The sequence below is a fragment of the Ruegeria jejuensis genome (assembly GCF_041537905.1).
Taxonomy (GTDB): Bacteria; Pseudomonadota; Alphaproteobacteria; order Rhodobacterales; family Rhodobacteraceae; genus Ruegeria_C.
In genome coordinates this window covers 105,913-130,038 of record NZ_JBGRUO010000009.1, presented here as the reverse complement: position 1 = coordinate 130,038, position 24,126 = coordinate 105,913, and the positions used below count along the sequence as shown (strand labels likewise).

At 60.9% G+C, this 24,126-nt stretch carries 30 protein-coding genes and 1 riboswitch; of the genes, 11 read left to right on the top strand and 19 right to left on the bottom strand.

All coding sequences use genetic code 11. The annotated features are described in order from the left end of the window. Nucleotides 1–60 precede the first annotated feature (60 nt). Both rplT and rpmI read right to left on the bottom strand, forming a co-directional pair. Nucleotides 61–426: a 50S ribosomal protein L20 gene (rplT, locus tag AB1E34_RS12730; RefSeq protein WP_306201293.1), complete on the bottom strand. Its 366-nt coding sequence runs from the start codon at nt 424–426 to the stop codon at nt 61–63. A 14-nt stretch (nt 427–440) separates the two neighbouring features. Next, complete coding sequence (gene rpmI / locus AB1E34_RS12725; protein WP_010443552.1) at nt 441–641, bottom strand: 50S ribosomal protein L35; 201 nt, start codon at nt 639–641, stop codon at nt 441–443. A 322-nt stretch (nt 642–963) separates the two neighbouring features. Between rpmI and AB1E34_RS12720 the strand changes: the two genes are divergently transcribed. From AB1E34_RS12720 to AB1E34_RS12710, 3 genes are read left to right on the top strand one after another with little or no spacing between them, the layout of a single operon-like run. Next, nucleotides 964–2,502: a caspase family protein gene (locus AB1E34_RS12720; RefSeq protein WP_372572715.1), complete on the top strand. Its 1,539-nt coding sequence runs from the start codon at nt 964–966 to the stop codon at nt 2,500–2,502. Beyond that, a complete protein-coding gene (locus AB1E34_RS12715; protein WP_372572714.1) occupies nt 2,472–3,182 on the top strand; it encodes a hypothetical protein in 711 nt (236 codons plus the stop codon). The genes AB1E34_RS12720 and AB1E34_RS12715 overlap by 31 nt, the downstream gene beginning before the upstream one ends. A 10-nt stretch (nt 3,183–3,192) precedes the next feature. Further along, on the top strand, nt 3,193–3,597 hold the full coding sequence (locus AB1E34_RS12710) for a hypothetical protein (RefSeq protein WP_372572713.1): 405 nt from the start codon (nt 3,193–3,195) through the stop codon (nt 3,595–3,597). Nucleotides 3,598–3,613: 16 nt separating this feature from the next. On the opposite strand, the gene AB1E34_RS12705 is transcribed toward AB1E34_RS12710, so the two are convergent. Next, nucleotides 3,614–4,420, bottom strand: a complete 807-nt coding sequence (locus AB1E34_RS12705) for a DUF6473 family protein (RefSeq protein WP_372572712.1) — start codon at nt 4,418–4,420, stop codon at nt 3,614–3,616. Between the two features lie 168 nt (nt 4,421–4,588). On the opposite strand from AB1E34_RS12705, the gene AB1E34_RS12700 reads away from it, so the two are divergent. Further along, nucleotides 4,589–5,464, top strand: a complete 876-nt coding sequence (locus tag AB1E34_RS12700) for a 3-hydroxybutyryl-CoA dehydrogenase (RefSeq protein ID WP_372572711.1) — start codon at nt 4,589–4,591, stop codon at nt 5,462–5,464. A 73-nt stretch (nt 5,465–5,537) separates the two neighbouring features. On the opposite strand, the gene AB1E34_RS12695 is transcribed toward AB1E34_RS12700, so the two are convergent. The 7 genes from AB1E34_RS12695 to AB1E34_RS12665 are packed head-to-tail and all read right to left on the bottom strand — an operon-like array spanning nt 5,538 to nt 10,957. Continuing rightward, a complete protein-coding gene (locus AB1E34_RS12695; protein WP_372572710.1) occupies nt 5,538–6,431 on the bottom strand; it encodes a lysophospholipid acyltransferase family protein in 894 nt (297 codons plus the stop codon). A gap of 39 nt (nt 6,432–6,470) precedes the next feature. Then, the gene (locus tag AB1E34_RS12690) at nt 6,471–6,740 is read right to left on the bottom strand and encodes an HPr family phosphocarrier protein (RefSeq protein ID WP_372572709.1); all 270 of its coding nucleotides are present in this window, start codon (nt 6,738–6,740) and stop codon (nt 6,471–6,473) included. A 16-nt stretch (nt 6,741–6,756) separates the two neighbouring features. Continuing rightward, complete coding sequence (locus AB1E34_RS12685; RefSeq protein WP_372572708.1) at nt 6,757–7,149, bottom strand: PTS sugar transporter subunit IIA; 393 nt, start codon at nt 7,147–7,149, stop codon at nt 6,757–6,759. Next, a complete protein-coding gene (rapZ, locus tag AB1E34_RS12680) occupies nt 7,146–8,042 on the bottom strand; it encodes an RNase adapter RapZ (RefSeq protein ID WP_372572707.1) in 897 nt (298 codons plus the stop codon). Before rapZ ends, AB1E34_RS12685 begins: the two co-directional genes overlap by 4 nt. Next, nucleotides 8,027–8,509 carry an HPr kinase/phosphorylase gene (locus AB1E34_RS12675; RefSeq protein ID WP_372572706.1) on the bottom strand — a complete coding sequence of 161 codons (483 nt, stop codon included), beginning with the start codon at nt 8,507–8,509 and terminating at the stop codon, nt 8,027–8,029. The genes rapZ and AB1E34_RS12675 overlap by 16 nt, the downstream gene beginning before the upstream one ends. Nucleotides 8,510–8,513: 4 nt before the next feature. Next, on the bottom strand, nt 8,514–10,256 hold the full coding sequence (locus AB1E34_RS12670; protein WP_372572705.1) for a sensor histidine kinase: 1,743 nt from the start codon (nt 10,254–10,256) through the stop codon (nt 8,514–8,516). Then, nucleotides 10,253–10,957, bottom strand: a complete 705-nt coding sequence (locus AB1E34_RS12665) for a response regulator transcription factor (RefSeq protein WP_372572704.1) — start codon at nt 10,955–10,957, stop codon at nt 10,253–10,255. The genes AB1E34_RS12670 and AB1E34_RS12665 overlap by 4 nt, the downstream gene beginning before the upstream one ends. 337 nt (nt 10,958–11,294) lie before the next feature. Between AB1E34_RS12665 and AB1E34_RS12660 the strand changes: the two genes are divergently transcribed. The 4 genes from AB1E34_RS12660 (at nt 11,295) to AB1E34_RS12645 (ending at nt 14,522) form a co-directional block, all read left to right on the top strand. After that, complete coding sequence (locus tag AB1E34_RS12660) at nt 11,295–12,893, top strand: phosphoenolpyruvate carboxykinase (protein WP_372572703.1); 1,599 nt, start codon at nt 11,295–11,297, stop codon at nt 12,891–12,893. 16 nt (nt 12,894–12,909) lie between these two features. Further along, nucleotides 12,910–13,311, top strand: a complete 402-nt coding sequence (locus AB1E34_RS12655) for a nuclear transport factor 2 family protein (protein WP_372572702.1) — start codon at nt 12,910–12,912, stop codon at nt 13,309–13,311. A 252-nt stretch (nt 13,312–13,563) separates the two neighbouring features. Beyond that, nucleotides 13,564–13,944 carry a hypothetical protein gene (locus AB1E34_RS12650; protein ID WP_372572701.1) on the top strand — a complete coding sequence of 127 codons (381 nt, stop codon included), beginning with the start codon at nt 13,564–13,566 and terminating at the stop codon, nt 13,942–13,944. A 74-nt stretch (nt 13,945–14,018) separates the two neighbouring features. Then, on the top strand, nt 14,019–14,522 hold the full coding sequence (locus tag AB1E34_RS12645) for a hypothetical protein (RefSeq protein ID WP_372572700.1): 504 nt from the start codon (nt 14,019–14,021) through the stop codon (nt 14,520–14,522). Between the two features lie 4 nt (nt 14,523–14,526). Here AB1E34_RS12645 and AB1E34_RS12640 read toward each other — a convergent pair whose 3' ends face one another. Then, the gene (locus tag AB1E34_RS12640; RefSeq protein ID WP_372572699.1) at nt 14,527–15,294 is read right to left on the bottom strand and encodes a sulfite exporter TauE/SafE family protein; all 768 of its coding nucleotides are present in this window, start codon (nt 15,292–15,294) and stop codon (nt 14,527–14,529) included. Between the two features lie 143 nt (nt 15,295–15,437). On the opposite strand from AB1E34_RS12640, the gene AB1E34_RS12635 reads away from it, so the two are divergent. After that, nucleotides 15,438–17,129, top strand: coding sequence for an acyl-CoA dehydrogenase family protein (locus AB1E34_RS12635; RefSeq protein WP_372572698.1), 1,692 nt, complete (start codon nt 15,438–15,440; stop codon nt 17,127–17,129). 73 nt (nt 17,130–17,202) lie between these two features. Here the strand turns inward: AB1E34_RS12635 and AB1E34_RS12630 are convergent, their stop codons facing one another. From AB1E34_RS12630 to AB1E34_RS12595, 8 genes are all read right to left on the bottom strand, one after another. Continuing rightward, on the bottom strand, nt 17,203–17,346 hold the full coding sequence (locus AB1E34_RS12630; protein ID WP_372572697.1) for a hypothetical protein: 144 nt from the start codon (nt 17,344–17,346) through the stop codon (nt 17,203–17,205). A 311-nt stretch (nt 17,347–17,657) separates the two neighbouring features. Then, a complete protein-coding gene (gene rplP, locus AB1E34_RS12625; RefSeq protein WP_249710524.1) occupies nt 17,658–18,071 on the bottom strand; it encodes a 50S ribosomal protein L16 in 414 nt (137 codons plus the stop codon). Nucleotides 18,072–18,083: 12 nt separating this feature from the next. Then, nucleotides 18,084–18,794: a 30S ribosomal protein S3 gene (gene rpsC, locus AB1E34_RS12620; RefSeq protein WP_372572696.1), complete on the bottom strand. Its 711-nt coding sequence runs from the start codon at nt 18,792–18,794 to the stop codon at nt 18,084–18,086. Beyond that, nucleotides 18,794–19,174, bottom strand: a complete 381-nt coding sequence (gene rplV, locus AB1E34_RS12615) for a 50S ribosomal protein L22 (RefSeq protein ID WP_372572695.1) — start codon at nt 19,172–19,174, stop codon at nt 18,794–18,796. The genes rpsC and rplV overlap by 1 nt, the downstream gene beginning before the upstream one ends. A 3-nt stretch (nt 19,175–19,177) precedes the next feature. Further along, nucleotides 19,178–19,456 (bottom strand): 30S ribosomal protein S19, encoded by a 279-nt coding sequence (gene rpsS, locus AB1E34_RS12610; protein ID WP_008207545.1) that lies wholly within the window; start codon nt 19,454–19,456, stop codon nt 19,178–19,180. Nucleotides 19,457–19,459: 3 nt separating this feature from the next. After that, nucleotides 19,460–20,302, bottom strand: a complete 843-nt coding sequence (gene rplB / locus AB1E34_RS12605) for a 50S ribosomal protein L2 (RefSeq protein WP_372572694.1) — start codon at nt 20,300–20,302, stop codon at nt 19,460–19,462. A gap of 519 nt (nt 20,303–20,821) precedes the next feature. Then, complete coding sequence (gene aroC, locus AB1E34_RS12600) at nt 20,822–21,922, bottom strand: chorismate synthase (protein ID WP_372572693.1); 1,101 nt, start codon at nt 21,920–21,922, stop codon at nt 20,822–20,824. A gap of 78 nt (nt 21,923–22,000) precedes the next feature. Further along, complete coding sequence (locus AB1E34_RS12595; protein WP_372572692.1) at nt 22,001–22,441, bottom strand: 6,7-dimethyl-8-ribityllumazine synthase; 441 nt, start codon at nt 22,439–22,441, stop codon at nt 22,001–22,003. Nucleotides 22,442–22,513: 72 nt separating this feature from the next. Next, nucleotides 22,514–22,662, bottom strand: a riboswitch (FMN riboswitch). Nucleotides 22,663–22,717: 55 nt separating this feature from the next. Between AB1E34_RS12595 and AB1E34_RS12590 the strand changes: the two genes are divergently transcribed. Next, nucleotides 22,718–23,338: an FMN-binding negative transcriptional regulator gene (locus AB1E34_RS12590; protein WP_372572691.1), complete on the top strand. Its 621-nt coding sequence runs from the start codon at nt 22,718–22,720 to the stop codon at nt 23,336–23,338. Nucleotides 23,339–23,417: 79 nt separating this feature from the next. Beyond that, complete coding sequence (locus AB1E34_RS12585) at nt 23,418–24,026, top strand: glutathione S-transferase (protein WP_372572690.1); 609 nt, start codon at nt 23,418–23,420, stop codon at nt 24,024–24,026. The last annotated feature ends 100 nt before the right edge of the window (nt 24,027–24,126 follow it).

Sequence of the window (24,126 nt, the reverse complement as noted above, 5' to 3'; positions counted from 1 at the left end):
CAAAAAAAAGGCCGCCCCCGAACGGAGCGGCCTTTGCAATCTATCTGGAGTGTTGCCAGATCAGGCGGCCAGTGCGGCCTGTGCCTTGGCAACGATCGCGCCGAACGCGTCGGGCTCGTGCACGGCCAGATCGGCCAGAACCTTACGGTCCACTTCGATACCGGCCAGATTCAGACCGTTGATGAAACGGCTGTAGGTCAGCGCTTCGTCGTGGCTGCGGACGGCGGCGTTGATGCGCTGAATCCACAGCGCGCGGAAGTTCCGCTTGCGCTGCTTGCGGTCACGGGTCGCATACTGGTTGGCCTTGTCGACGGCCTGGGTTGCCACCTTGAAGGAGCTTTTGCGGCGACCATAGTAGCCTTTGGCAGCCTTGATGATCTTCTTGTGACGGGCGTGGGTTGTGGTTCCACCTTTAACGCGGGACATACTGGTATCTCCTCTTAACGGTCGTAGGGCATGTAGCCCTTGACGATCTTGGCGTCGGGGGCAGAAAGGGTGGTGTTGCCGCGGGCATCACGGATGAATTTCTTGGTCCGCTTGATCATGCCATGGCGCTTGCCGGCCTGACCCGCGAGGACCTTGCCGGTCGCGGTTACCTTGAAGCGCTTCTTGGCGCTCGATTTCGTCTTCATCTTGGGCATTTCCGTCTCCTGTTCTTCGGGTTCGGTTCGCACGCGACTCGGCATGCCACTTCCGGCCGGCCACGCGATAAGAGCCGCCATGTACGCAACTCGGGACCAAGTGGCAAGGGGGTTTCAGGGGATTTATCGTGAAAATCCCCTGCCCCGATCAACCCGGCGAGGCCGCGCGGGCCGCTCCGGTATTTCAATGCAGTTGGTGATGAATGTCGCTGCCGCGCTGGATGATCCGGGCGGGTTCAATTCATCTGTACTTCGCCCGCCAGTGCGGTAACGTCACCGCATGAGGTCGAAATACCCTCTTTTTACCATTCTTCGGCTCTGCATGAGCCTTGTTTTGCTGGCGGCTGCCTCTGCCGCGCAGGCAGGTGACCGGGTGGCGCTGCTGATCGGCAACTCGGCCTATGCCACGCCAGAGATGAGCCTGCGAAACCCGGTGAATGATGTCGATGCGCTGGCGCGCGCGCTGCGCGAGTTGGGATTCGTTGTGGCAAAAACCACCGATCAGGATGCAGCAGGCATGGAGACCGCCCTGAAAGCCTTTGGCGCGGCCGCACAGGGTGCCGAGATGGCGGTGTTTTTCTACGCCGGGCACGGGGTGCAGATCGGCGGCGAAAACCACCTGATCGGCACCGAGTTTTCGGGTAGCGATGTTGCCGCGCTCCGGCAGAGCTCGATCACCATGGCGCAGGTGCGCGACACGATCTCGCGCGCGGGGCCCGAGATTGGCATTCTGCTACTGGATGCCTGCCGCAACAATCCGTTTTCGGATCAGGGGCTGGTCGAACAGGGGCTGGTCCGGGCCAAAGGCGGCGCAGGTCTGCTGATCGCCTATGCCACCGATCCCGGCAATGTGGCCTATGACGGCACCGGTGAGAACAGTGTCTTTACCAGTGGCCTGCTCGATCATATCGCAACCTCCGGGCTGGACACCCGGCTGATGCTGGGGCGGGTACGCCAGCAGGTGGTGATGCAGACAGGCGGGCGTCAGGTGCCCTGGGTCGAAGAGGCGGTGCTAAGCGAACATGCCTTTGCCCCTGCCCTGGACGAAGACGCTCCCGATGATGCAACTGCCAGCGAGCTGGCGCACTGGCGCAGCATCGCCTCGTCCGTGGAACCGAGCGATTTCGACGCGTATCTGCGCGACTATCCCAACGGGTTGTTCGCCAGCATCGCACAGGACCGGCTGGACAGGCTGTCAGGCGATGCGCCTGCCGCGAGTACTGCCCCGGCAGAGACACTTCTCGCTTCGGCAGATCCGCAGCGGATGGCGGCGGCCCTGGCAGCGCTTGGGCTGCTCGAGACCGGGCGCGCCCGCACGGTGCAGCCCGATCTGGCCCCGGCGCTGGCCGGATATCGCAGGCACCTCGCTGACGGCGGTGACGTGAGCGCTGAGGCGCTTTATCGCGATGCCGCACAAGTGTCGATGTTTCTGGCCGCCACGACCCTGCAGCGATTGCGCACCGATCTGGTGGCGCTGCGCAGCGTCGAGCGCACACTCGCCATCGCCGAGGATGCGCTGGCGCAGATCGCCGAGATCGCCGAAACCAATGCCGACGCGCTGCCGGTGCTGCGGCAGGCCCATAACGATGTTTATGACATTCACCGCTCGCGCGGCACCATCCTGCGGCGGCTGGACGAAAGCCGCAGCTATTATGACGAGGTTCTGAACCGCGCGGTTCTGTTCTTTCCGCCCGATGCCACCACCGCCTGGGTTGGCGGCGACGACCGGTTTCGCGACCTGCAGCAATCCGGGCACCACATGACCGAGGACGCGGCGCTGTTTCTGGCCCATGTCGCTCAGGCAGATGACAGCAAGAAAGGAAGCTACCAATGGCTGGCAGACCTGTTACCCCAAGAGTGATCGCAGCAACGCTGGCGTCGGCGCTGGCCCTGTCGGCCTGCGGCGATGGGCCGACCAACACGCAATCCACCGCGCCCGCCGCAGGCCAGACTGGTGACAGCCAGGCCGAAGAGCAACTGGCCAAGCAGGCCGCCGCCTTGCAGAAAACGGTGCTGCAAGGTGCCCTGGCCGGTGGGGCAACCGGCGGTGCCATCGGGTTTGGGCTGGGTGGCAGTGATGATGTCGGCACCGGGATCTCGATCGGGCTGGGCGCAGGCGCGGCTGCCGGGTCTTATGTGGCTTTCGTGCAGCGTAAATATATCGGCCGCGAATCCCGCCTGCGTCAGATCAAGAAGGACCTGGATGCCAATGCCGCCGAAATGCAGACCACGATCAACGTGATGAACCAGGTGCTTGCCGCGCAAAAGGCTGAGTTAGACGCGCTTAAGGCGCAATCGGCTGCCGGGCAGATCTCGGGCACGCAGATGCAGCAGGAAATCACCGAGGCCAATGGCAATCTGGCGCAGATGCAGATCGCCATCGACGGCGCGACCAAACGGCAGGGCGAGTTTGCCGAAGCGCGCGGTCTGACCGTCAAGCGCGGCGAGAGCGCCGCGCCCATCGACGGCGATCTGGCCGCGCTGCAGAATCAGATCGGGCAGATGCGCGCGATTGCGAACGATCTGGCCACGGCGATCTGAGGAGGATGCGATGAAAGCCCTGCTTGCCCTGCCCTTGCTTGCGTTGGCAGGATGCCAGACCACCACCGACCCGGCCGAAGGCGGGTTTTTCAACGGCGTCTCCGGCATTGCCACAGGCGCATATGACGACCGGGTCGATGCCGCCGAGGCGGATGTGGCCAGCGCGCAGGCGCGCAATGATGCGCTTGCCGCGCAAATCCGCAGCTCGGAATCGGAACTGGCGCAGTTGAAGCTGCAGATTCTACAACAGCGCGATGCGCTTGGAGGGACGGACCCGGCCACGGCGCAACGTATCGACCGGGTGCTGAATTCCAGCCCGTCCGGGTCCACCGATGCCGCGAAACTGGCCGCCCTGCAGCGCAGCATCGCCGATGCCAAGGCGCTAAGTGCGGATTTGGTGTGGCTTTCGGGATAGGCTGCGGGGTCCGTGTTCAGTCCAGATCGCGGATCGCGCGGGCCAGCTTGTCGGCGATAAGTTGATGCGTGACGGGGCCCAGCATGTGTTCGGCTGACGGTTGCTGCATGGTGCCGAAGATCATGTCACCCAACTCCATGGACTGCCCGGCCGGACGCACCTTGATATCAAGCGCAGCCTGCGCGTATGGCGCGATCTGCTCCAACATCTCGGTGCTGACCGGGGCCGGATCGCCGCCCGGCTCGTCATCGATCTTCTGCAACCGCAATAGCAGCACCTGTGTATCGAGGCACGAAATCAGACCATGCATGCGGTTGAGCCAAGCGCGCTCAAGCTCGGCCTGCACGGCGGCAAATCGCTCCGTATCCTCGGCTTTCAAGTACCCTATCAGATGGCCGGTAAAGTGGAACTCGGTAAAATCCACTTCAGGATAGAGCGCACTCAACCCTTCGGACGCCTTCAGGAACCGATCATTGCGACGCGGATGCACCCGGTAGAACCGGTTTGAGAGCTGATGCAGGCTGGGCAATTGCAGCACGCATAGCTCAGCCCCCTTGGCGATGCTGACGAGGTCGGGATCGGCCAGCCAGGCATCCAGCCCGCAATTCACACTGCCCAGATTGACTGCCTTGCGCCTGAGTCGCCGCTCAAGCAATTCGGCAAAAGGGGCCGGGACAAACCGGCCAAAGGTCTCGGCCCCGCCGAGGCAGGCCAGATAGCGCGTGTCCAGATCGCGCCGTGGCCCGCGCACGGGCAACCGGGAGTTGCCATAAAAACATGTCATTTCATCGGGCGACCTCGCGCCCGGACCCTGATAGCTCATATCACCCACCAAAATGTGTCGTCTTCACCCGGCACCCACTGTGCAGGCCGATAGGTTGCGATTCGCCTAATGCGCCAATTTGCGGCAAATCCTCATGGTCCCGCCCTCTTCCGCCCGACAGGCAATGCCGATATGGTCCGGGCGAGAGTCGGGCAAAGGGCAGACCACATGAGCATCAGCAAGGTTGGGGTGATCGGCGCGGGGCAGATGGGCAACGGGATCGCCCATGTGATGTCGCTGGCGGAGTATGATGTGGTTCTGTCCGATGTGAACCAGCAGGCGCTGGACGACGCGCGCGCGCTGATCGAGGCGAACATGGCGCGGCAAGTGTCGCGCGGCAAGATCGCCGAGGCCGACATGAGAGCGGCGCTGGGGCGTATCCACACAACGCTGAACCTGCCCGAGATCGGCGAGACGGATCTGGTGATCGAGGCTGCGACCGAACGCGAGACGATCAAGCAGGCCATCTTTGAAGACCTGCAGCCGCACCTTTTGCCACACACGATCCTGACCTCGAACACGTCCTCCATCTCGATCACCCGACTGGCCAGCGGCACTGACCGGCCCGAACGGTTCATGGGCTTCCATTTCATGAACCCGGTCCCGATCATGCAGCTGGTCGAATTGATCCGCGGGATTGCCACCGATGAAGCGACCTTCAAGGCCTGCAAGGAAGTGGTCGACCGGCTGGGCAAAACGGCTGCCAGCGCTGAAGACTTCCCCGCCTTCATCGTCAACCGCATCCTGATGCCGATGATCAACGAGGCGGTCTATACGCTCTATGAAGGGGTGGGCTCGGTGCAGTCGATCGACCAGTCGATGAAGCTGGGGGCCAACCACCCGATGGGGCCGCTGGAACTGGCGGATTTCATTGGTCTCGACACGTGCCTTGCGATCATGAACGTGCTGCATGACGGGCTGGCGGATACCAAATACCGCCCCTGCCCGCTGCTGACGAAATATGTCGAGGCTGGCTGGCTGGGCCGCAAGACGCAGCGCGGATTCTACGACTATCGCGGCGACGTGCCAGTGCCGACACGATAAAGGAAAGGGTCAGCCCCTACTTGGCCTGTGGGCAATTCATCCCCGGGATATTTCCGGCCATATGAAGAGCGGATCAGCCCTGCTTGCCCAGCGCCAGCGTATGATCGCGCAACCACGACATGAACTGGCGCGGATTTTCTTCGAGCAACTGCATCTGTTCGTCGGTCAGCGGTTCGCCGATTACCGGCGCCTGTGGTTTGTTGCAGGAGCGCACGATCTCGCTCAAGAGCAGGCCCTGCCGCAGGATCGGTGAGATGCGGTTGGCGATCTGATACCAGCGTGAGTTCGAGCCGGGGAAAAAGATCGGAACAACCCGTGCGCCGGAGCGGCGGATCATCTTGGCGGTGAAGACGCTCCACTCACGTTCGATTGCCGGGCCGAACCATGTATCCGATGACATCACCACACCGGATGGGAACAGCGCCACAGCGCCGCCCTCTTTGAGATGCGCCATCGCCTTGCCACGCATTTCCAGCATCTTGGTCTGCGCCTCGGGGTCGTGCGGGAAAGGCACCGGGATCATGAAGGAGGTCGCCGCCTCGTCCAGGCCGGTTAGAACCGAGCGGGTCAGAATGCGGTAGTCCAGCCGCACGCGTCCGATCAGGTCGGCAAAGATCATGCCGTCAACCATGCCATGCGGGTGGTTGGCCACCACCACGACCGGGCCTTCGGTCGGAATACGCGCGATCTGCTCGGGCGGGGTCTGCAATTCGATACCCATGATATTCAGCGCGCCGCGCCAGAACTTCTGGCCCCGATAATATTCGTTCTGCTTCTCGAACTTGTTGACCATACGCAGGATCGTGATCTTGCCGGTCACCCATTCGATCGCCCGGATCGTCGTGGCGGTCCAGCGGTCATCAAAGGAGTTTGCGTAGGTCAGCGTGCGGCGATCGTAGATCTCGCCTTCGGAGGTTTCGGCCTCCGGCAGAACTGCCGTCTTGTCATTGTGCGCGGTGTCGGCCACGTTCTGGTCTTCCTGTCCTTTGCGCCATCGCGGCGGCGCTCAGAACCCTTCTCCGAACTTGTCGGCCACAAGGGCCTCGAGCGCATCTGCCAACGCCTCAGCATCGGGGCCGGACGTCTCGACGTCAATAGTGGTTCCGCGCGACGCTGCCAACATCAAAAGGCCCATAATGCTGTCACCGGCGGCCGATAGCCCGTCGCGCGAGACCTCGGCACTGGCGTCAAAGCCTTCTACCACCTCCACCAGCTTGGCCGAAGCACGCGCATGAAGGCCTTTTTCGTTCACGATTTTAAGGCTGCGTTGAATCATTCAGTCACATTTTTCTTTAATCTTTGGTCACGTTTTGCACGTTTATATACTTTCGCCCAGCCTCAATCGCGCTGCGGACCGCTTCGGTGATCGGTAAATGGCGGCTCTTTGCCAGTTTGATCAGCAGGGGGAGGTTCGCGCCATATAGAATGCGCCGATTGGCAGGCACACAGGCCCGCAGGCTCAGGTTGGAGGGCGATCCGCCAAAAAGATCGGTCACCACGACAACGCCATCGCCGGTATCGACGGAATCGGCAGCGGCGCAAATTTCGTCCTGCTTCTTCTCGCGGTCATGATCGGCCTCGATCGCAACGGCAACCAGCCCCGGCTGGGTGCCGACCACATGCTGAGTCGCGGCCAGATATTCCCTGGCCAGCCCCCCATGCGCCACGATCACGATCCCGATCAATCCTGCTGCCTCTCACCCGCATTGCGGCGTTCCAGTTCGCGATGCCTTATTGACACCTGCTGACCATGCTCTGCAAGGACCTTTGCCAAGGCTTGCGCCAAGGTAACCGAACGGTGTTGCCCCCCGGTACACCCGAACGCAACCGAGAGATGTGTCTTGCCCTCATCGCGATAGGCGGGCAACAGAAACGACAGCAAATCGCGCACCTGATCGAAGAACGGGCCAAAGCGCGGGTCCTGCCCCACATAATCGGCCACCGGCCGATCGCGCCCGTCCTGACTGCGCAGGTCCGGATTCCAATGCGGGTTGGCCAGAAACCGGCAATCGAACACCATGTCGACCCCGCGCGGCAGCCCGCGCTTGTAGGAAAAAGACTCGATCGAAACCGCCAGTTCCCGCCCCTCGCCCTTGGCAAACCACCGTTCGACCTCATCGCGCATCTGATGGACGTTAAGCGCGGTTGTGTCGATCAAGGTATCGGCGATGTCGCGGATCGGTCGCAGCAATTCACTTTCCCGGCGCACCCCGGCCAACGGGCTGGCCCCGTCGGACATGGGATGCCTGCGCCGGGTTTCCGAAAAGCGGCGCAGCAGCACCTCTTCGCTGCAATCCAGATAAAGCGTGGTCAAGTCCAGCCCATCGGTCCGGGACAGTTTCGCAACCATGTCCAGAAACCCGTGGGTCGAGAAATCACGGTTGCGCGGGTCAAGACCCAGCGCCATGGGCCGGTCACTGGCCGGGCTGTCAAGCAGCCGATTCAGAAACCGCATCGGCAGGTTGTCGATGGCCTCATAGCCCAGGTCCTCAAGCACCTTGATGGCGCTGCCGCGCCCGGCGCCCGACGGGCCGGTGACCAGCACGATCCGTTGCTTTCCGTTCATCTGTTCGGCCATTCCGGCGGCACCCGCCCCGCTTTGAGAAGTTGCAGTAACGCTGCCGCAAGATGTGGGGCATTTGGCGTGCCAAGCAAGGGCAATCGGCATCCCAGCAGCATCGTTTCGACCTGCGCGGGCATCCGGGTTATCTCGGGCCGGTCGAGATCGAGGATGTAGCACACCGGTAGGGGTGCAGAGGGCGCGGCATGCAGCAGCCCGATCCCGCGCGCCTCGATAAGGCCCGCGGTGTGCTTGGGAGCGGAGGCTAGCACCTGTGCCTGCTCTTGCAGCAGATCGACCCGATCATCGGCCACGAGGCCGGCGCCAAGCGCCATCATTTCAAGTGCCAGGGCCGATTTGCCGCTGCCCGACCGCCCGACGATCAGCAGCGCGTTGCCATCTACGGCGACGCAGCTTGCATGGATATTGGCATGGGTCGCATCCGCAAATGGGGCAAGGGCGTCCGGGCCGGTTGGTTTAGACACGGGATCAGACCGGCAGGCCCACGACGAACCGCGCACCCAGAGGTTCGGAAGTGATGTCAGCCTCGGTCGGGCGGATGTTTTCGGCCCAGATCACGCCGCCATGCGCCTCCACGATCTGTTTCGAAATCGCCAGACCCAGGCCGGAATTGTTGCCGAAATGCTCCTCGGGGCGCTGCGAGTAGAACCGTTTGAAAATCTTGCTCAACGCTTCATCCGGGATGCCTGGCCCGGTATCCTCGACCACGATCAACACGCGGTTCGAGCGATGCCGCGCCCAGACGCGGATCGCGTCGCCCTCTTCGCAGAAGGAAGTCGCGTTGGTGATCAGGTTCACGAAGACCTGCGCCAGGCGCGCCTCGAGCCCCATAACGATGATCGGGTCTGACGGCAGATCGACGATATAATCGACACCCTTTGCGCGCGCCTCCTCGCCCAGATGCTGGCTCAGATTGCCCAGCATGGCCATCAGGTCGAAGGGCTGCTCCTCCTCCTTGACCAGTTCAGCGTCCAGCCGCGAGGCGTTGGAGATATCGCTGACAAGGCGGTCCAGGCGACGAACGTCATGTTCGATCACATCCAGCAGCTTGGCGCGCTGGTCGTCACGCTTGATCATGCGCATCGTGCCCACTGCCGATTGCAGGCTGGCAAGCGGGTTCTTGATCTCATGCGCCACGTCTGCCGCAAATTGTTCGTTGCTGTCGATCCGGCTATAAAGCGCGCCCACCATACCGCGCAGCGCACCGCTAAGTCGCCCGATCTCGTCCGGGCGCGCTGTTAGGTCGGGGATACGGATGCGACCCGGGTTTATCTTTCGCGTATCCTTGTCGCGGCCCAGCTCTGCTGCCGCCGCCAGATCAGCCAGTGGGTTTGCGATGGTCGAGGCCAGCACGAGGCTGAGACCGATCGAGACCAGCAAGGCCACCAGGAACATCTGCAGCACCCGCTCACGTTCCCGCCGCGCCAGCGCGTCGATCTCTCCCGCAGGGCTGAGCATCACCACAACCCCCACCGGCGTCGTGCCCTGCAGAACCGGCGTGGCCGCAGCCACCAGCGTCCCCCCCTGCGCGTCGATCAGCGTATCCACACGGGTTCCCTGTGCCAGCGCCGCAGGCAGCAGCTTGCGCAGCTGCCGCTCGACATCGGGGGCGGTGGTCTTGGGCGCCTGAGCAAAGACCGACGAGACCATACCCCAGACCGCTGCCAGCGTGTCGCTGATCACGGTTTTGCCCTGCTGCTTCGCCTGTGCCTCGGGGGACAGTTCAACTGCCTTGGCGCGGCCCACAAGTCGTTCGGTGCCATCATAGACCAGCACTTCGACCCCCGGCCGCAGGCTGAGCCCCGCCAGAGTATCATCGACATCGATCCCGCCGCGGCTGGCAAGATTGACCGCAGACCCTTCGGGCAGCTGAACCTCGAAAACATCGGCAACCAACTGCGCCTCGCCGACAAGCGCGTTGGCGCGTTGCAGAACCAACCCGTTGCGCGAGTCGTTGAGGTATAGAATACCTGCAACCAGAATGATCAGCGCCAAAAGGTTGAAGGTGATGATCTTGCGTGTCAGCGGCGAACTGCGCAGGGCAAACAGACTGCGGCGCGAGCGTTTGACGCGCAGTTCCTGCGACAGGTCATCGTTGGGGGTGACCCAGTCATCCCCAAGTACGACGTCGCCACGCAGTTTCGGCTCAGGCGCACCTGAATCGCCCACGATACCCCCCAGTCCTGGTATCCGGACCGCCAAGACGGTCATTCTTCGTTATATCTGTACCCGATGCCGTAGAGCGTTTCGATCGCCGTGAAATCGTTATCCGCCGTCCGCATCTTCTTGCGCAGCCGCTTGATGTGGCTGTCGATGGTGCGGTCATCCACATAGACCTGATCGTCATAAGCCACGTCCATCAGCTGATCGCGGCTTTTCACAAAGCCGGGGCGTTGCGCGAGCGCCTGAAGCAGCAGGAACTCGGTCACTGTCAGCGACACATCCTTGCCCTTCCAACTGACCGCGTGGCGCAGCGGGTCCATCCGCAACTGACCGCGCTCCATCACCTTCGCCTCGACCGGCGCATCGCCAGCTTCGTCACCAGCGATCGCTTCCTGGCGGCGCAGCAGCGCGCGGATGCGTTCGACCAGAAGACGTTGCGAAAACGGTTTCTTTACATAGTCATCCGCACCCATGCGCAGACCCAGAACCTCGTCGATCTCATCATCTTTCGAGGTCAGGAAGATCACCGGCATCTGCGTTTTCTGACGCAGGCGCTGCAACAAATCCATGCCGTCCATCCGCGGCATCTTGATGTCCAGCACGGCCATATCGGGCAGTTTCTTGTTGAACGCGTCCAAAGCGGCCTGACCGTCATTATAGGTCTCGACCTCGAACCCTTCCGCTTCAAGCGTCATGGACACTGAAGTCAGAATGTTCCGATCATCATCTACGAGCGCAATTTTCGACATGGTTTTGTCCCTACTCTGCTCTGCATTGCCTTATTTTCTTACCTTCATGGCCGTTTTAGGGGTTCGAATCAATCAATAAGTGCGAATCACCCGGGCGTTTCGCTTCCGGGGTTGCAAAAAAGCGGTCTCTGATGCGGTCAGAGGCAATGCCGTTAAGTCACGTCGAAGATGGTTGCGCTAAACTCAAACTTGGTTGCGCTAACTACAGGTTCGCCACCTGTTCATGTCCCAAAGCCCCGTGCTAAGACCGCCCATGCCGGATCAATCACCGGTGAATTCGCCCACTTAGCGCGCAGGCGCTCGCAGGGCCCACGGGCCACCACAGGAGACCGAACGAATGACATCTGGACGGGTTAACCCGCAATTCCGCCTCGAAGATCAGGGCATCGAGGGTCTGGGCAATGTCTATTACAATTTCATGGAGCCCGCGCTCATCGAAGAGGCGCTCAAGCGGGGCGAAGGCACGCTGGGCAAAGGCGGTGCCTTTCTGGTCACCACAGGCAAGTTCACCGGCCGCTCGCCCAAGGACAAGCACGTGGTCAAGACTGACAGCGTCGCCGAGGGCATCTGGTGGGACAACAACGCCGCGATGACCCCCGAAGGCTTCGACGCGCTGCACGCCGACATGCTGGAGCACATGAAGGGCCGCGACTATTTCGTTCAGGACCTTGTCGGCGGCGCCGACCCGACCCATTCGATCAATGTGCGCATGGTCACCGAACTGGCCTGGCACAACCTGTTCATCCGCCACCTGCTGCGTCGTCCCGACCGCGAGGACCTGAACGAGTTCGTGGCCGATTTCACTGTCATAAACTGCCCCAGCTTCCAGGCCACGCCCGAACGCCACAACTGCCGCTCGGAAACTGTGATCGCGATGAATTTCGACAAGAAGCTGATCCTGATCGGCGGCACCGAATATGCCGGTGAAAACAAGAAATCCGTCTTCACCCTGCTGAACTACATGCTGCCCGAGAAAGGCATCATGCCGATGCACTGCTCGGCGAACCACGCCAATGGCAACCCGGTCGATACCGCCGTGTTCTTTGGCCTGAGCGGCACCGGTAAGACAACCCTGTCTGCCGATCCGGCACGTACGCTTATCGGGGATGACGAACATGGCTGGTCCGATCGCGGCACCTTCAACTTCGAAGGCGGCTGCTATGCCAAGACCATCAACCTGAGCGCCGAGGCCGAGCCCGAGATCTACGCGACCACCTCGAAATTCGGCACCGTGATCGAGAACATGGTGTACGATCCCGAGACCAAGGAACTGGATTTCGACGACGACTCGCTGACCGCGAATATGCGCTGCGCCTATCCGCTGGAATACATCTCGAACGCGTCCAGCAGCGCTTTGGGTGGGCATCCCAAGAATATCATCATGTTGACCTGTGACGCCTTTGGCGTTCTGCCGCCCATCGCGCGACTGACCCCGGCGCAGGCGATGTATCACTTCCTGTCGGGCTTCACCTCGAAAGTGGCGGGCACCGAGCGCGGCGTGACCGAACCGCAGCCGACCTTTTCGACCTGTTTCGGCGCGCCCTTCATGCCGCGCCGCCCCGAGGTCTATGGCAACCTGCTGCGCGAAAAGATCGCCCAGCACGGCGCCACCTGCTGGCTGGTCAACACCGGCTGGACCGGCGGCGCCTATGGTGTGGGCAGCCGGATGCCGATCCGCGCCACCCGCGCCCTGCTGACCGCCGCGCTTGACGGCTCGCTGACCGAGGTGGAATTCCGCAAGGACTCGAACTTCGGCTTTGACGTGCCGGTGTCCGCACCCGGCGTGGCCGAGGTCTTGCTGGACCCGCGCCGCACCTGGGACGATCAGGCCGCGTTCGACAAGCAGGCGGCCAAATTGGTGCAGATGTTCGCCGACAATTTCGAGCAATACCTGCCGTTCATCGACGATGACGTCAAAGCTGTCTCGATCAGCTGACCCGGCTGGAGAGGCTGTGACGATAGATCACGCCTATGTGCGCAATTTATTTCAGGAATGGGCGTCCGGTAATCCGGACGCCTTTTTTGCGGCCGTGCACGAGGATGTCGCCTGGACAGTAATGGGAACCCACCCGCTGGCCGGGCATTATAATGGCAAGGCCGACCTGTTCGACCGGGCCTTCGGTCGCCTGCTGAACGTGCTGCGCAACGGTGTGACCATGTCGGTACGCGACGTATTCGTCGATGGTCCGGTGGCCATTGCCGAGCTTCGCTCCACCGGCACCGCCCTGAACGGTCGCAGATACAACAATCAATATTGCTGGATCATGCATTTTGATACCGTAGGGCGCATTTGCAGATTGACGGCCTATCTGGATTCGGCGCTGGTCAATTCCGTGCTGGAAGAAAACGAATAACCCACAGCATTTTTGCGCTTTGGGCCAAAGTTGACGCAACGGCAAGCGTTACCAGACCTGAAATCCGGGCGTGTTATGTAACAATTTAATTGCTGAAAATGCGCTTTTTGGGCATATTGTCGCAAGTATGGGAAAAGCCCGGCGCATAAATGCACCGGGCAACGCAATAAAAAAGGGATTCTGGCTGCCACCACTCACTCACAAAGCAGCCTATAGAATGCAAACTCTAAGAAAATATCGCATGGTGTCAACATGACACTTGAGGATTTTCAGACCGCCGGGCTGGAAAACGGACAGGTCCGGCGCAGCATTGAAACGAAACAGGTAACAACGCAGGCAATGATGGAAATTTCGAAACTAGCTGAACTGAGAAAACTGCTGCAGAGCATGGAACGGTCCCTGGGCTTGCAGGACCTCTCACCGGTCGAGCGCGATGTCTATTATGCGGCAAGCGAGATCTCGAAATCGGATGAAGAGGTGCGTACGGTCCTTCTGATCGAACACAGCCTGCTGCAGACAGTGTCACGCCCGACCTTTTTCCGGGCGGTCAAATCGCTCGTGAACAAGGGCTACCTGTCGCATGGGCGTGCCTCGAACCGGGGCCGCTACCAGGTCCACCAACCCAGGACCTGATCACCGTAAAACTCGGACATTTCATGTTGCGTGCCAGACTGAGCGAAGCCCTGGTGGCTTCAACGGCGTATTTTGTGGCCTATCTGGTGACCTTCAGATTGATAATGCCACTACAAGACAGCTTTTTTCCGGAATACGGCAGTCGCGCGAGCCTGCTGTTTCTGCCGCATGGCGTGCGCGTTCTGTCGGCGTGGCTGCTGGGGTGGCGCGCGATACCGGCACTCCTTCCGGGTGTATTCCTGACCTTCGCCGATCTTGGTGGCATGAACGTTTTTCTTCCGAGTCGGCTGGCAGTCATCACCGTATCCGTCTGTGCCGCCCCAGCAGTTTTCTACGCCCTAAAAGCGCTGGGTTGGGACGTGTTTCCACGCGCAGACAGGCAGCCATGCTGGATCTGCATCATGGGCGTCGGGGCCATAACATCGCTGCTGATCTCAGGATCGACCAATTTTGCATTTGGCAGCACCCTGTCTGAATACATCGCGTTTCTGATCGGCGATGTGGCCGGGCTGTTCTTTTTGATGCTGGGGTTGCTCTATTTCTTCCGTTTCTTCGGCAATCGCAGTCCAAACGCCTGAGGGCCTATCCCATAAGCGCCCGTCGCAGCAGGTTCAGACCTGCCACCAGCAACACGATCAATGTGAGCTTGCGGAATGTATTCTGATCGATCCGGTCCTGCCACCGCCCACCCAGCCACATGCCAATCACAGCGGGTGCTATCAGCAGCAGCGAGAGAGGCAAGGTTTCGCCCCGCAGCACGCCTGAGCCCAGATGTGCCAAGGTCAACGCCACCGCGCCCAGCCCATAGATGACGCCCTGAATCCGCATCTGGTCGTGCTTGGGTGTGTTCAGCGCCGTCAGGTACGCCACGGTCGGCGGCCCCCAGACACCCGACATCCCGCCAACACTGCCCGCGCATGCGCCGACCAGGGCTTCGCTGCGCGGCGAAGCTTGGCTCAGTTTGAACCGAACCCCCAGTAACTGCATCGCAGCAAATACCACCACCGGAATCGCGATCAGCAGCAGAAAGACCGATGCCGGTATCCTCGTCACCAATTGCGAGGTCGCGAGCAGACAGGCCAGCCCAACCAGCAGGAACACCCGAAACTGCCGGATCGATCCAACCGCAGCCTGAGCGCCCTGCCGCAGCGCCTGCATCCCGTTTGTCACCAATGTCGGCAGGATCAATCCGGCCAGTGCCCAATCGGGTGGCAAGACCGTGCTCAGCCCCGAGACAAAGATCATCGGCATGGCAAAGCCCACCATACCCTTGACCATCCCGGCGAGCATGGCGATCGCCAAAACAAGCACGAATTCATACCCGGACAAGATCGAAAAAAGCGGCTCCATGCCGCCCCTCATATCACGTCCGTCAGTCGCTGCACTGCAAATAATGTCGCGCAACTATCGCACAATTCATAAGGTTTTCGCGTATTTTTATTGCGCTGCACGTGCAAAATGATATCACCGTGCGAAGCTAGGAGGAATCACATATGCCCCATGATGGACAGGATATTTCAGCGATGCAAAACACCGTTCTGATCCCCGACCTCCTTTCGGTCACGCGCGCAGCACTCGCCCCCGTGGACACCGTATTTGAGCTGGCCCGCGACCGCGTTCGCGCAACCGTCAGCGCCGATGGCCGTGTCTCGTCCGGCCTGATTGAAGCCAACCAGACTGCCGCCCACGGGTTGGCCTGGCTGGCGACCTACCATCAGTCTCTGACACAGATGCAGCGATGGGCCGAGAAGCTTGATGGCGAGGGCAAGTTCGGTGAGTTGGAGCAGCTACTCCACCAGATCGCTTTCGGGGAATATCTCTGGCAGGTCTATGGCGGCATCCAGATGAACCAGGGCGAGGTTGTGCGCCTGCAGGATCTGGGCCTCAGCCAAGATGACATGCGCGCCATGATGGCGCCCGAGGTCATGACGCTGACCCAGAACGGCAACACGCAAGCAGCCCGCACAAGGCTGGTGGAACTGATGCAGGATCAAACCGCCTCTGCCATGTTCGGCACCTCCGGCCTGGACGAAGAGCTGGAAATGATCCGCGACCAGTTCCGCCGTTATGCCGCCGAAAAGGTCGAACCCTTTGCCCATGACTGGCATCTGAACGACGAATTGATCCCGATCGACGTGATCGAGGAACTCGCCGAAATGGGCGTGTTTGGCCTGACCATCCCCGAGGAATTCGGCGGCTTCGGCCTGTCCAAAGCCTCGATGTGCGTGGTGTCCGAAGAGCTGTCGCGCGGCTATATCGGCGTCGGCTCGCTGGGCACCCGGTCCGAGATCGCCGCCGAGTTGATCATCGCGGGCGGCACCGACGCGCAAAAAGCCAACTGGCTGCCGAAGATCGCAAGCGCCGAGATTCTGCCCACCGCCGTCTTTACCGAACCGAATACCGGATCGGACCTGGGCTCGCTGCGCACCCGCGCGGTCAAGGACGAGAGCGGCAACTACCAGTTTACCGGTAATAAGACCTGGATCACCCACGCGGCGCGCACCCATGTGATGACCCTGCTGGCACGCACCGACCCTGCCACCAAGGATCACCGCGGGTTGTCCATGTTCCTAGCCGAAAAGACCCCCGGCACCGATGACAACCCCTTCCCCACCCCCGGCATGACCGGCGGCGAGATCGAGGTCTTGGGCTATCGCGGGATGAAAGAATACGAGCTCGGCTTTGACGGGTTCGAGGTCAAGGGCGAGAACCTGCTGGGCGGTGAAGAAGGTAAAGGCTTCAAACAACTGATGGAGACGTTTGAGTCCGCCCGCATCCAGACCGCCGCCCGCGCTATCGGTGTGGCGCAATGCGCGCTGGACATCGCCATGCAATACGCTCAGGATCGCAAGCAGTTCGGCAAGTCGCTGATCGAGTTTCCCCGCGTGTCTGCCAAACTGGCGATGATGGCGGTCGAGATCATGATCGCGCGGCAGCTGACCTATTTTTCGGCCTGGGAAAAAGACCACGGCCACCGCTGCGATCTTGAGGCCGGCATGGCCAAGCTGCTGGGTGCCCGTGTGGCCTGGGCGGCAGCCGATAACGGGTTGCAGATCCATGGCGGCAACGGCTTCGCGCTGGAATACAAGATCTCCCGCGTGCTGTGTGATGCCCGCATCCTGAATATCTTTGAAGGCGCCGCCGAGATTCAGGCGCAGGTGATTGCGCGGCGATTGCTAGGCTGATTTGCCGCTTTGAGAAAATGCACAAGGCCGCATTTATTGGATGTGGCCTTTTTTTGCTGCGCATGTGTAGACATCAGCGCAACCTCTGCTTCTCTGATGCGGCAAAAATCCCAAGCTCAAGAAAACTGCATAACAAATCCAGCTCCAGAGCCCGGTCACAAACAACAATGAAGGCCATATCACCAATGCCAAAGCCTCCATCCCGGTCGGGCAGCATTCTGAGCTTAGGGCAAAGAACCAAATCAAGCCAATTAGGCAAGCGGCACACAGAAGCGCAAAAACTCTAAGTAGCCATTGTCCGCCAAGAAAGAAGAGTGTCAGCGATATAGGCAACGTCAAATACAGCAGCACATTTATGGCGATGGCAAGGAACGGAATATCACTCATAGCTCTTGCCTTGGACGACCTTGAATCCACTCATCACATATTCGATTTCGTATTGTTGTAGCTCAGCCATAAAAGGAAAACCCCCGCCGGTTTCCCGGCAGGGGTCACATTGTTCAGGATGGGTGCCGCGCACCCACCATCTTACCAGTCTTCGCGAACCACGACGCGGGTCTTGATCGGCAGCTTCATCGCGGCAAGGCGAAGGGCCTCGCGGGCGATATCGTCATCGACGCCGTCGATCTCGAACATCACGCGACCGGGCTTGACCTTGGCCGCCCAGAAATCCACGGAACCTTTACCTTTACCCATACGGACTTCGGTCGGTTTCGAGGTCACGGGAGTATCCGGGAAGATCCGGATCCAGACGCGGCCCTGGCGTTTCATGTGGCGGGTCATGGCACGACGTGCAGCTTCGATCTGGCGTGCAGTCACACGCTCGGGCTGCAGCGCTTTCAGACCATAGGCGCCAAAGTTCAGATCAGAGCCGCCCTTGGCTTCACCCTTGATCCGGCCTTTGTGCATCTTGCGGAATTTAGTACGCTTTGGTTGAAGCATCTCATTCTCTCCTTAGCGACGACCGCCACCAGCACCACGAGGTGCAGGGCCGTCCTGGAGTTCCTGTGCTTTACGGTCACGTGCCTGCGGATCGTGCTCCATGATCTCACCTTTGAAGATCCAGACCTTGATCCCGATGATCCCGTAAGGAGTCATCGCTTCGGCATGTGCGTAATCGATGTCGGCACGCAGGGTGTGCAGAGGCACACGGCCTTCGCGGTACCACTCGGTCCGTGCGATTTCAGCGCCGCCCAGACGACCCGCGACGTTCACCCGGATACCCAGGGCGCCCATGCGCATGGCGTTCTGAACCGAGCGCTTCATCGCGCGACGGAACGAGACCCGACGCTCCAGCTGCTGAGCGATGGACTCGGCAACCAGCTGCGCGTCAAGCTCGGGCTTGCGCACTTCGACGATGTTCAGGTGCAGTTCGCTGTCGGTCATCGACGAGATCTTCTTGCGGAGAACCTCGATATCGGCGCCTTTCTTGCCGATGATGACACCGGGACGCGCGGTGTGGATCGTGACGCGGCACTTCTTGTGCGGACGTTCGATGATCACGCGGGCGATACCGGCCTGCTTGCACTCATCCTTGATGAACTCGCGGATTTTCAGATCTTCCAGCAGAAGATCGCCGTAGTCCTTGGTGTCGGCGTACCAACGGCTGTCCCAGGTGCGGTTGACCTGGAGGCGCATGCCGACCGGATTTACTTTATGACCCATTAGGCTTGCTCCTCTACCTGACGCACCTTGATGGTGATCTCCGAGAACGGCTTCATGATCTTGCCGAACCGTCCACGGGCGCGCGGGCGACCGCGTTTCATGACCAGGTTCTTGCCAACCCAGGCTTCGGCGACGATCAGTTCATCCACGTCAAGGTTGTGGTTGTTTTCAGCGTTGGCGATGGCGGACTGAAGGCATTTCTTCACGTCCTGCGCGACCCGCTTGTTCGAGAAGGTCAGGTCCGTCAGGGCCTTTTCCACCTTCTTGCCACGGATCATCTGTGCCACCAGGTTCAGTTTCTGCGGGCTGGTGCGAAGCATGCGGGTTTTCGCCATTGCTTCGTTGTCTGCCACGCGGCGGGGGTTCTTATCCTTGCCCATGACTTACTTCCGCTTCGCTTTTTTGTCTGCGGCGTGACCGTAATAGGTGCGAGTCGGCGAGTACTCACCGAACTTCTGACCGATCATGTCTTCCGAGACGTTTACCGGGATGTGCTTGTGACCGTTATAGACACCAAAGGTCAGACCCACGAACTGGGGCAGGATGGTGGAACGGCGCGACCAGATCTTGATCACTTCATTGCGGCCCGACTCGCGCGCAGCTTCGGCTTTCTTAAGCACATAGCTGTCGACGAAAGGACCTTTCCATACAGAGCGAGACATCTATTAACGCCCCTTCTTCTTGGCGTGGCGCGAGCGGATGATCAGCTTCTGCGACGCTTTGTTCTTGTTGCGAGTGCGCTTGCCCTTGGTCGGCTTGCCCCATGGGGTCACCGGGTGACGACCACCCGAGGTCCGGCCTTCACCACCACCGTGGGGGTGGTCGATCGGGTTCATGACAACACCACGGACCGACGGACGCACGCCCTTGTGGCGCATACGACCGGCTTTACCGTAGTTCTGGTTCGAGTTGTCGGGGTTGGACACGGCACCAACGGTGGCCATGCATTCCTGACGCACCATGCGCAGTTCACCCGAACTGAGGCGGATCTGGGCGTAGCCACCGTCGCGACCCACGAACTGGGCGTAGGTGCCTGCGGCACGCGCGATCTGACCACCCTTGCCGGGCTTCATCTCGATGTTGTGGACAATGGTACCGATCGGCATGCCTGAGAACGGCATCGCGTTGCCCGGCTTGATGTCGGCCTTGGCGGAGGCGACAACCTTGTCCCCTACGGCCAGACGCTGGGGCGCGAGGATATAGGCCTGCTCGCCATCGTCATATTTGACAAGTGCGATGAATGCGGTCCGGTTCGGGTCATACTCGATCCGTTCGACGGTGGCCGCCACATCATATTTGTTCCGTTTGAAGTCAACGATCCGGTAGAGGCGTTTGGCGCCACCCCCGCGACGACGCGAGGTAATCCGTCCGGTGTTGTTCCGGCCGCCCGATTTCGTCAGACCCTCAGTGAGGGATTTGACGGGACGTCCTTTGTACAGCTCCGAACGGTCGATCAGCACCAGCCCGCGCTGGCCCGGCGTCGTCGGCTTATACGACTTGAGTGCCATGCTTTCTGTCTTCCGTTTAGCGTGCAGGCCCTTAGGTTCTTGTCTTTGGACCCGCTATGTTGAAGGCCCCCGTAGGTGCCTGAGATATAGGGCCCCGAAGGTCCCCGATTCCAAATATCAACAGCCCCGGAACGAATCCGAGGCCGCAAGATTGCGCGGATGTAGCAGGGTTGGGGGTGGGTGTCTATACTGCCGGTGAACATTCTTATTGCGGATCAGCAACGCCCGGTACTGCGCGTTTAACTAACACTTGGCCCGAAGCAGAACCACTATTCTGTTGCGCCCAACCTGGCCGTAGCCAGCACGTCGGGGCCCTGTTTAAGCAATTTGTTTACCTAAAGAGCCTTTGTTGCAACAAAGGCCAGTTGTCCGAGGCCGCCGAGCTGGGATAGTCGCGCAATGCCTGCGGAAAAGCTGGCCTTAATCGCGCGGCGTGTTCCGGCGATCCGGTCGGCGCTGAAGCCGCAATCGGTCAGAATCGATGATTTTTTGGCAACTGCTCGCAGATTTTTGCGCAGGTCAGCCGATATGTCCGCGGTTCTCACCGATCTGGCCGCGATGCAGCAGCAGGTGGTCGAGGATCACGCAGGCCATCATCGCTTCGCCCACTGGCACCGCGCGGATGCCGACGCAGGGATCATGGCGGCCCTTGGTGATGATCTGCGTCTCTTCGCCCGACACGGTGATGGTGCGGCGCGTGGTCAGGATCGACGAGGTTGGCTTGACCGCAAAGCGCACCACAACATCCTGCCCGGTCGAGATACCGCCCAGCACGCCGCCCGCGTGGTTGGAGCTGTATTCCGGGCCGTTGGGCCCCATGAAGATTTCATCCGCATTGGCTTCACCGGTCAGTTCAGCGGCGGCCATGCCCTCACCGATCTCGACGCCCTTCACTGCGTTGATCGACATCATTGCGGCGGCCAGATCAGTGTCCAGCTTGGCATAAATCGGCGCGCCCAGCCCGCGCGGGACGCCGCGCGCAACCACTTCGATCACTGCGCCGACCGAGTTTCCGTCCTTGCGCAACTCGTCCAGATAGCCCGCCCAATCCTGGGCAGCCTTGGCATCGGGGGCCCAGAACGGGTTCTGTTCGACCTGGTCCCAGTCAAACCGGTCTCTGTCGATCTTATGCGGTCCCATCTGCACCATATAGCCGGTGATCTGCACATGCGGGGCAAGCTGCTTGATCGCCTCGCGCGCCAACCCGCCCGCAGCCACACGCGCCGCCGTTTCGCGAGCCGAGCTGCGCCCGCCGCCGCGATAGTCGCGGATGCCGTATTTCTGCCAATAGGTGATATCGGCGTGGCCGGGGCGGAACTTGTCCATGATGTCGCCATAGTCTTTCGACCGCTGATCGGTGTTTTCGATCATCAGCTGCACGGGCGTGCCGGTGGTCTGGCCCTCGAACACGCCCGACAGGATCTTGACCTCATCCGCTTCGCGTCGCTGGGTGGTGAACTTGTTCTGGCCCGGTTTGCGCTTGTCCAGCCAGTGCTGGATCATTGCCTCGTCAATTGGCACGCCCGGCGGGCAGCCGTCGACGGTGGCGCCCAGTGCCGGACCGTGGCTTTCGCCCCAGGTCGAGACGCGGAAGAGATGGCCAAAACTGTTCATCGACATAAGCTGCTCCTTTGCGCGACGTGCTTAGCGGCCTGTGCTGTGCGCCTCAAGAGGGATTCCCCCTGAGGCGCTGCGGTATCAGGCCGCCTGCGACAACGCCGCACGGGTGCGCACGATGCCCAGCGCGGCTTGCGCCGCTTCGCGGCCTTTTTCGACGAAATGGGCGCGATATATGGCGTTGTGGTGATCGGTTTCCTGATAGTGATGCGGGGTCAGAGAGACCGACAGCACCGGCACGCCGCTATCCATCCCGGCCCGCATCAGCCCGTCAACCACCGCTTGCGCGACGAAATCATGGCGATAGATTCCGCCATCGACCACAAAGGCGGCGCAGGCGATGGCGGCATATTGGCCGGTCTGGGCCAGATCGCGGGCCAGCAGCGGCATCTCAAACGCGCCGGGCACATCATAGACATCGATTTGCGCGGCGGGGATCAGCTCCTGAAACCCGTCAATCGCGCGGTCGACGATATCGGAATGCCAGTTGGCTTTGACAAAAGCATATCGGGTGTGTGTCATCGTGAACTCCTTTCGTAACAGACACGTCACCCAAGGCGATCACGGGCAGTCGCGCCGTACCACGGACGCGCTGCACGTTCTCTTTCATCCGGACTGTAACCGTCGGCTCTGGCCTCTCACCAGATCTGCTTGTCACCCCTGAAAACGGGGCCGCTCGCGGGCTCGCGGGTCCATGCCCGCATACCGCCGGTGGGGAATTTCGCCCCGCCCTGAGAACGTCGCAGACCTTGCCAAGTTGCGGCCCACACTGCAAGACCCAGTTTGAGGAGAGCGCCCATGCACCCAAATCCCGCCTTTCGCGGCACCGAGACAGCCCGCAACATCCGTTTCGCGCGCGAGCGGGGTTTCGGCATTCTGGCTGCCGCGAGCGACGGGCCGCCCCTGATGAGCCATGTGCCGTTTCTGTTGTCCGAGGATAGCAGCATTGCGGATCTGCATCTGGTGCGGTCGAATCCGATCCTGCGGTTGCTGAAGAGCCCGGTTGCGGCTCGGATCGCAGTGTCCGGCCCGGATGGCTATGTCTCGCCCGACTGGTATGAGATCCCTGATCAGGTCCCAACTTGGAACTATGTCGCCGTGCATCTGACCGGCACGCTGGAGACTCGCCCGCAGTCCGAACTACGCGCGCTGCTGGACCGGCAATCGGATTTCAACGAGACGCGCCTGCTGCCGAAACCGCCCTGGACGGCAGACAAAATGAGTGATGACGCGCTGGCGCGGATGATGCGGATGATCGTGCCTTGCCGGTTGCGGGTGCAGGCAATCGACGGGACATGGAAGCTGAACCAGAACAAGCCCGATGAGGTGCGGCTGCGGGCGGCAGATCGGCTAGCCGAGGGCGGGTTTGGTGCAGAAACGCAAGCCCTGTCCGCGCTAATGCGCGACGCGACCGAGTGATGTTGCCTGGACCTCTTGATCTGACGGCTTTTGTTTCGGTGTGCGTTCTGAAAGCTCGCCCTAACGCAGGAGGTCCCGCATGAAACTCTTTCACAGCCCATCATCGCCCTATGTGCGCAAGGTCATGGTTTTGCTGCACGAAACCGAACAGCTTGCAGATGTCGAGGTTGTATCCGTCACTGGCAACCCCCTGTCGCCCGCTGATCCGCTGGTGGGCAAGAACCCCTTGACCAAGGTTCCCGCGTTGGAGCGTGCGGACGAACCAACGCTGTTTGACAGCCGGGTGATCTGCGCCTTCTTCGATGCGCGGGCACAGGCGGGGTTCTACCCGGATGGCGCACGGCGGTGGGAGGTTATGACGCTTGAGGCACTGGCCGATGGCATCGTCGATGCTGCGTTGCTGATGACCTATGAGGCGCGGCTGCGCCCCGAGGACAAGCAATGGGACAGTTGGACCGACGCACAATGGACCAAGATCGAGCGGGCGTGTGCCGCGCTGAACCAGCGTTGGATGGCGCATTTGTCAGGGCCGCTGGACATGGGGCAGATCGCGGCGGCCTGCGCGCTGGGCTATCTCGATCTGCGCCACGCGGATCGCGGCTGGCGCACCGGGAATGAGGCGCTGGCCGAGTGGTATGCGGGCTTCGAATCGCGTCCGAGCATGGCAGCCACCCGGCCCACTGGGTGACAATTTTGGCGAGTTTGCGCGTGTTTTTTTGTCCACACTTGAAACTTTGTTCCCGAATGTCGACCTAAGAAATGCCCTGCGCGCCTATGACCGCTGGACG

What these genes read in the sequence shown, in the direction of transcription:
- rplT (WP_306201293.1), bottom strand. Translation starts at nt 426, where the DNA reads ATGTCCCGCGTTAAAGGTGGAACCACAACCCACGCCCGTCACAAGAAG.
- rpmI (WP_010443552.1), bottom strand. Translation starts at nt 641, where the DNA reads ATGCCCAAGATGAAGACGAAATCGAGCGCCAAGAAGCGCTTCAAGGTA.
- AB1E34_RS12720 (WP_372572715.1), top strand. Translation starts at nt 964, where the DNA reads ATGAGCCTTGTTTTGCTGGCGGCTGCCTCTGCCGCGCAGGCAGGTGAC.
- AB1E34_RS12715 (WP_372572714.1), top strand. Translation starts at nt 2,472, where the DNA reads ATGGCTGGCAGACCTGTTACCCCAAGAGTGATCGCAGCAACGCTGGCG.
- AB1E34_RS12710 (WP_372572713.1), top strand. Translation starts at nt 3,193, where the DNA reads ATGAAAGCCCTGCTTGCCCTGCCCTTGCTTGCGTTGGCAGGATGCCAG.
- AB1E34_RS12705 (WP_372572712.1), bottom strand. Translation starts at nt 4,420, where the DNA reads ATGAGCTATCAGGGTCCGGGCGCGAGGTCGCCCGATGAAATGACATGT.
- AB1E34_RS12700 (WP_372572711.1), top strand. Translation starts at nt 4,589, where the DNA reads ATGAGCATCAGCAAGGTTGGGGTGATCGGCGCGGGGCAGATGGGCAAC.
- AB1E34_RS12690 (WP_372572709.1), bottom strand. Translation starts at nt 6,740, where the DNA reads ATGATTCAACGCAGCCTTAAAATCGTGAACGAAAAAGGCCTTCATGCG.
- rapZ (WP_372572707.1), bottom strand. Translation starts at nt 8,042, where the DNA reads ATGGCCGAACAGATGAACGGAAAGCAACGGATCGTGCTGGTCACCGGC.
- AB1E34_RS12670 (WP_372572705.1), bottom strand. Translation starts at nt 10,256, where the DNA reads ATGACCGTCTTGGCGGTCCGGATACCAGGACTGGGGGGTATCGTGGGC.
- AB1E34_RS12665 (WP_372572704.1), bottom strand. Translation starts at nt 10,957, where the DNA reads ATGTCGAAAATTGCGCTCGTAGATGATGATCGGAACATTCTGACTTCA.
- AB1E34_RS12660 (WP_372572703.1), top strand. Translation starts at nt 11,295, where the DNA reads ATGACATCTGGACGGGTTAACCCGCAATTCCGCCTCGAAGATCAGGGC.
- AB1E34_RS12650 (WP_372572701.1), top strand. Translation starts at nt 13,564, where the DNA reads ATGACACTTGAGGATTTTCAGACCGCCGGGCTGGAAAACGGACAGGTC.
- AB1E34_RS12640 (WP_372572699.1), bottom strand. Translation starts at nt 15,294, where the DNA reads ATGGAGCCGCTTTTTTCGATCTTGTCCGGGTATGAATTCGTGCTTGTT.
- AB1E34_RS12635 (WP_372572698.1), top strand. Translation starts at nt 15,438, where the DNA reads ATGCCCCATGATGGACAGGATATTTCAGCGATGCAAAACACCGTTCTG.
- AB1E34_RS12630 (WP_372572697.1), bottom strand. Translation starts at nt 17,346, where the DNA reads ATGCTGCCCGACCGGGATGGAGGCTTTGGCATTGGTGATATGGCCTTC.
- rplP (WP_249710524.1), bottom strand. Translation starts at nt 18,071, where the DNA reads ATGCTTCAACCAAAGCGTACTAAATTCCGCAAGATGCACAAAGGCCGG.
- rpsC (WP_372572696.1), bottom strand. Translation starts at nt 18,794, where the DNA reads ATGGGTCATAAAGTAAATCCGGTCGGCATGCGCCTCCAGGTCAACCGC.
- rplV (WP_372572695.1), bottom strand. Translation starts at nt 19,174, where the DNA reads ATGGGCAAGGATAAGAACCCCCGCCGCGTGGCAGACAACGAAGCAATG.
- rpsS (WP_008207545.1), bottom strand. Translation starts at nt 19,456, where the DNA reads ATGTCTCGCTCTGTATGGAAAGGTCCTTTCGTCGACAGCTATGTGCTT.
- rplB (WP_372572694.1), bottom strand. Translation starts at nt 20,302, where the DNA reads ATGGCACTCAAGTCGTATAAGCCGACGACGCCGGGCCAGCGCGGGCTG.
- aroC (WP_372572693.1), bottom strand. Translation starts at nt 21,922, where the DNA reads ATGTCGATGAACAGTTTTGGCCATCTCTTCCGCGTCTCGACCTGGGGC.
- AB1E34_RS12595 (WP_372572692.1), bottom strand. Translation starts at nt 22,441, where the DNA reads ATGACACACACCCGATATGCTTTTGTCAAAGCCAACTGGCATTCCGAT.
- AB1E34_RS12590 (WP_372572691.1), top strand. Translation starts at nt 22,718, where the DNA reads ATGCACCCAAATCCCGCCTTTCGCGGCACCGAGACAGCCCGCAACATC.
- AB1E34_RS12585 (WP_372572690.1), top strand. Translation starts at nt 23,418, where the DNA reads ATGAAACTCTTTCACAGCCCATCATCGCCCTATGTGCGCAAGGTCATG.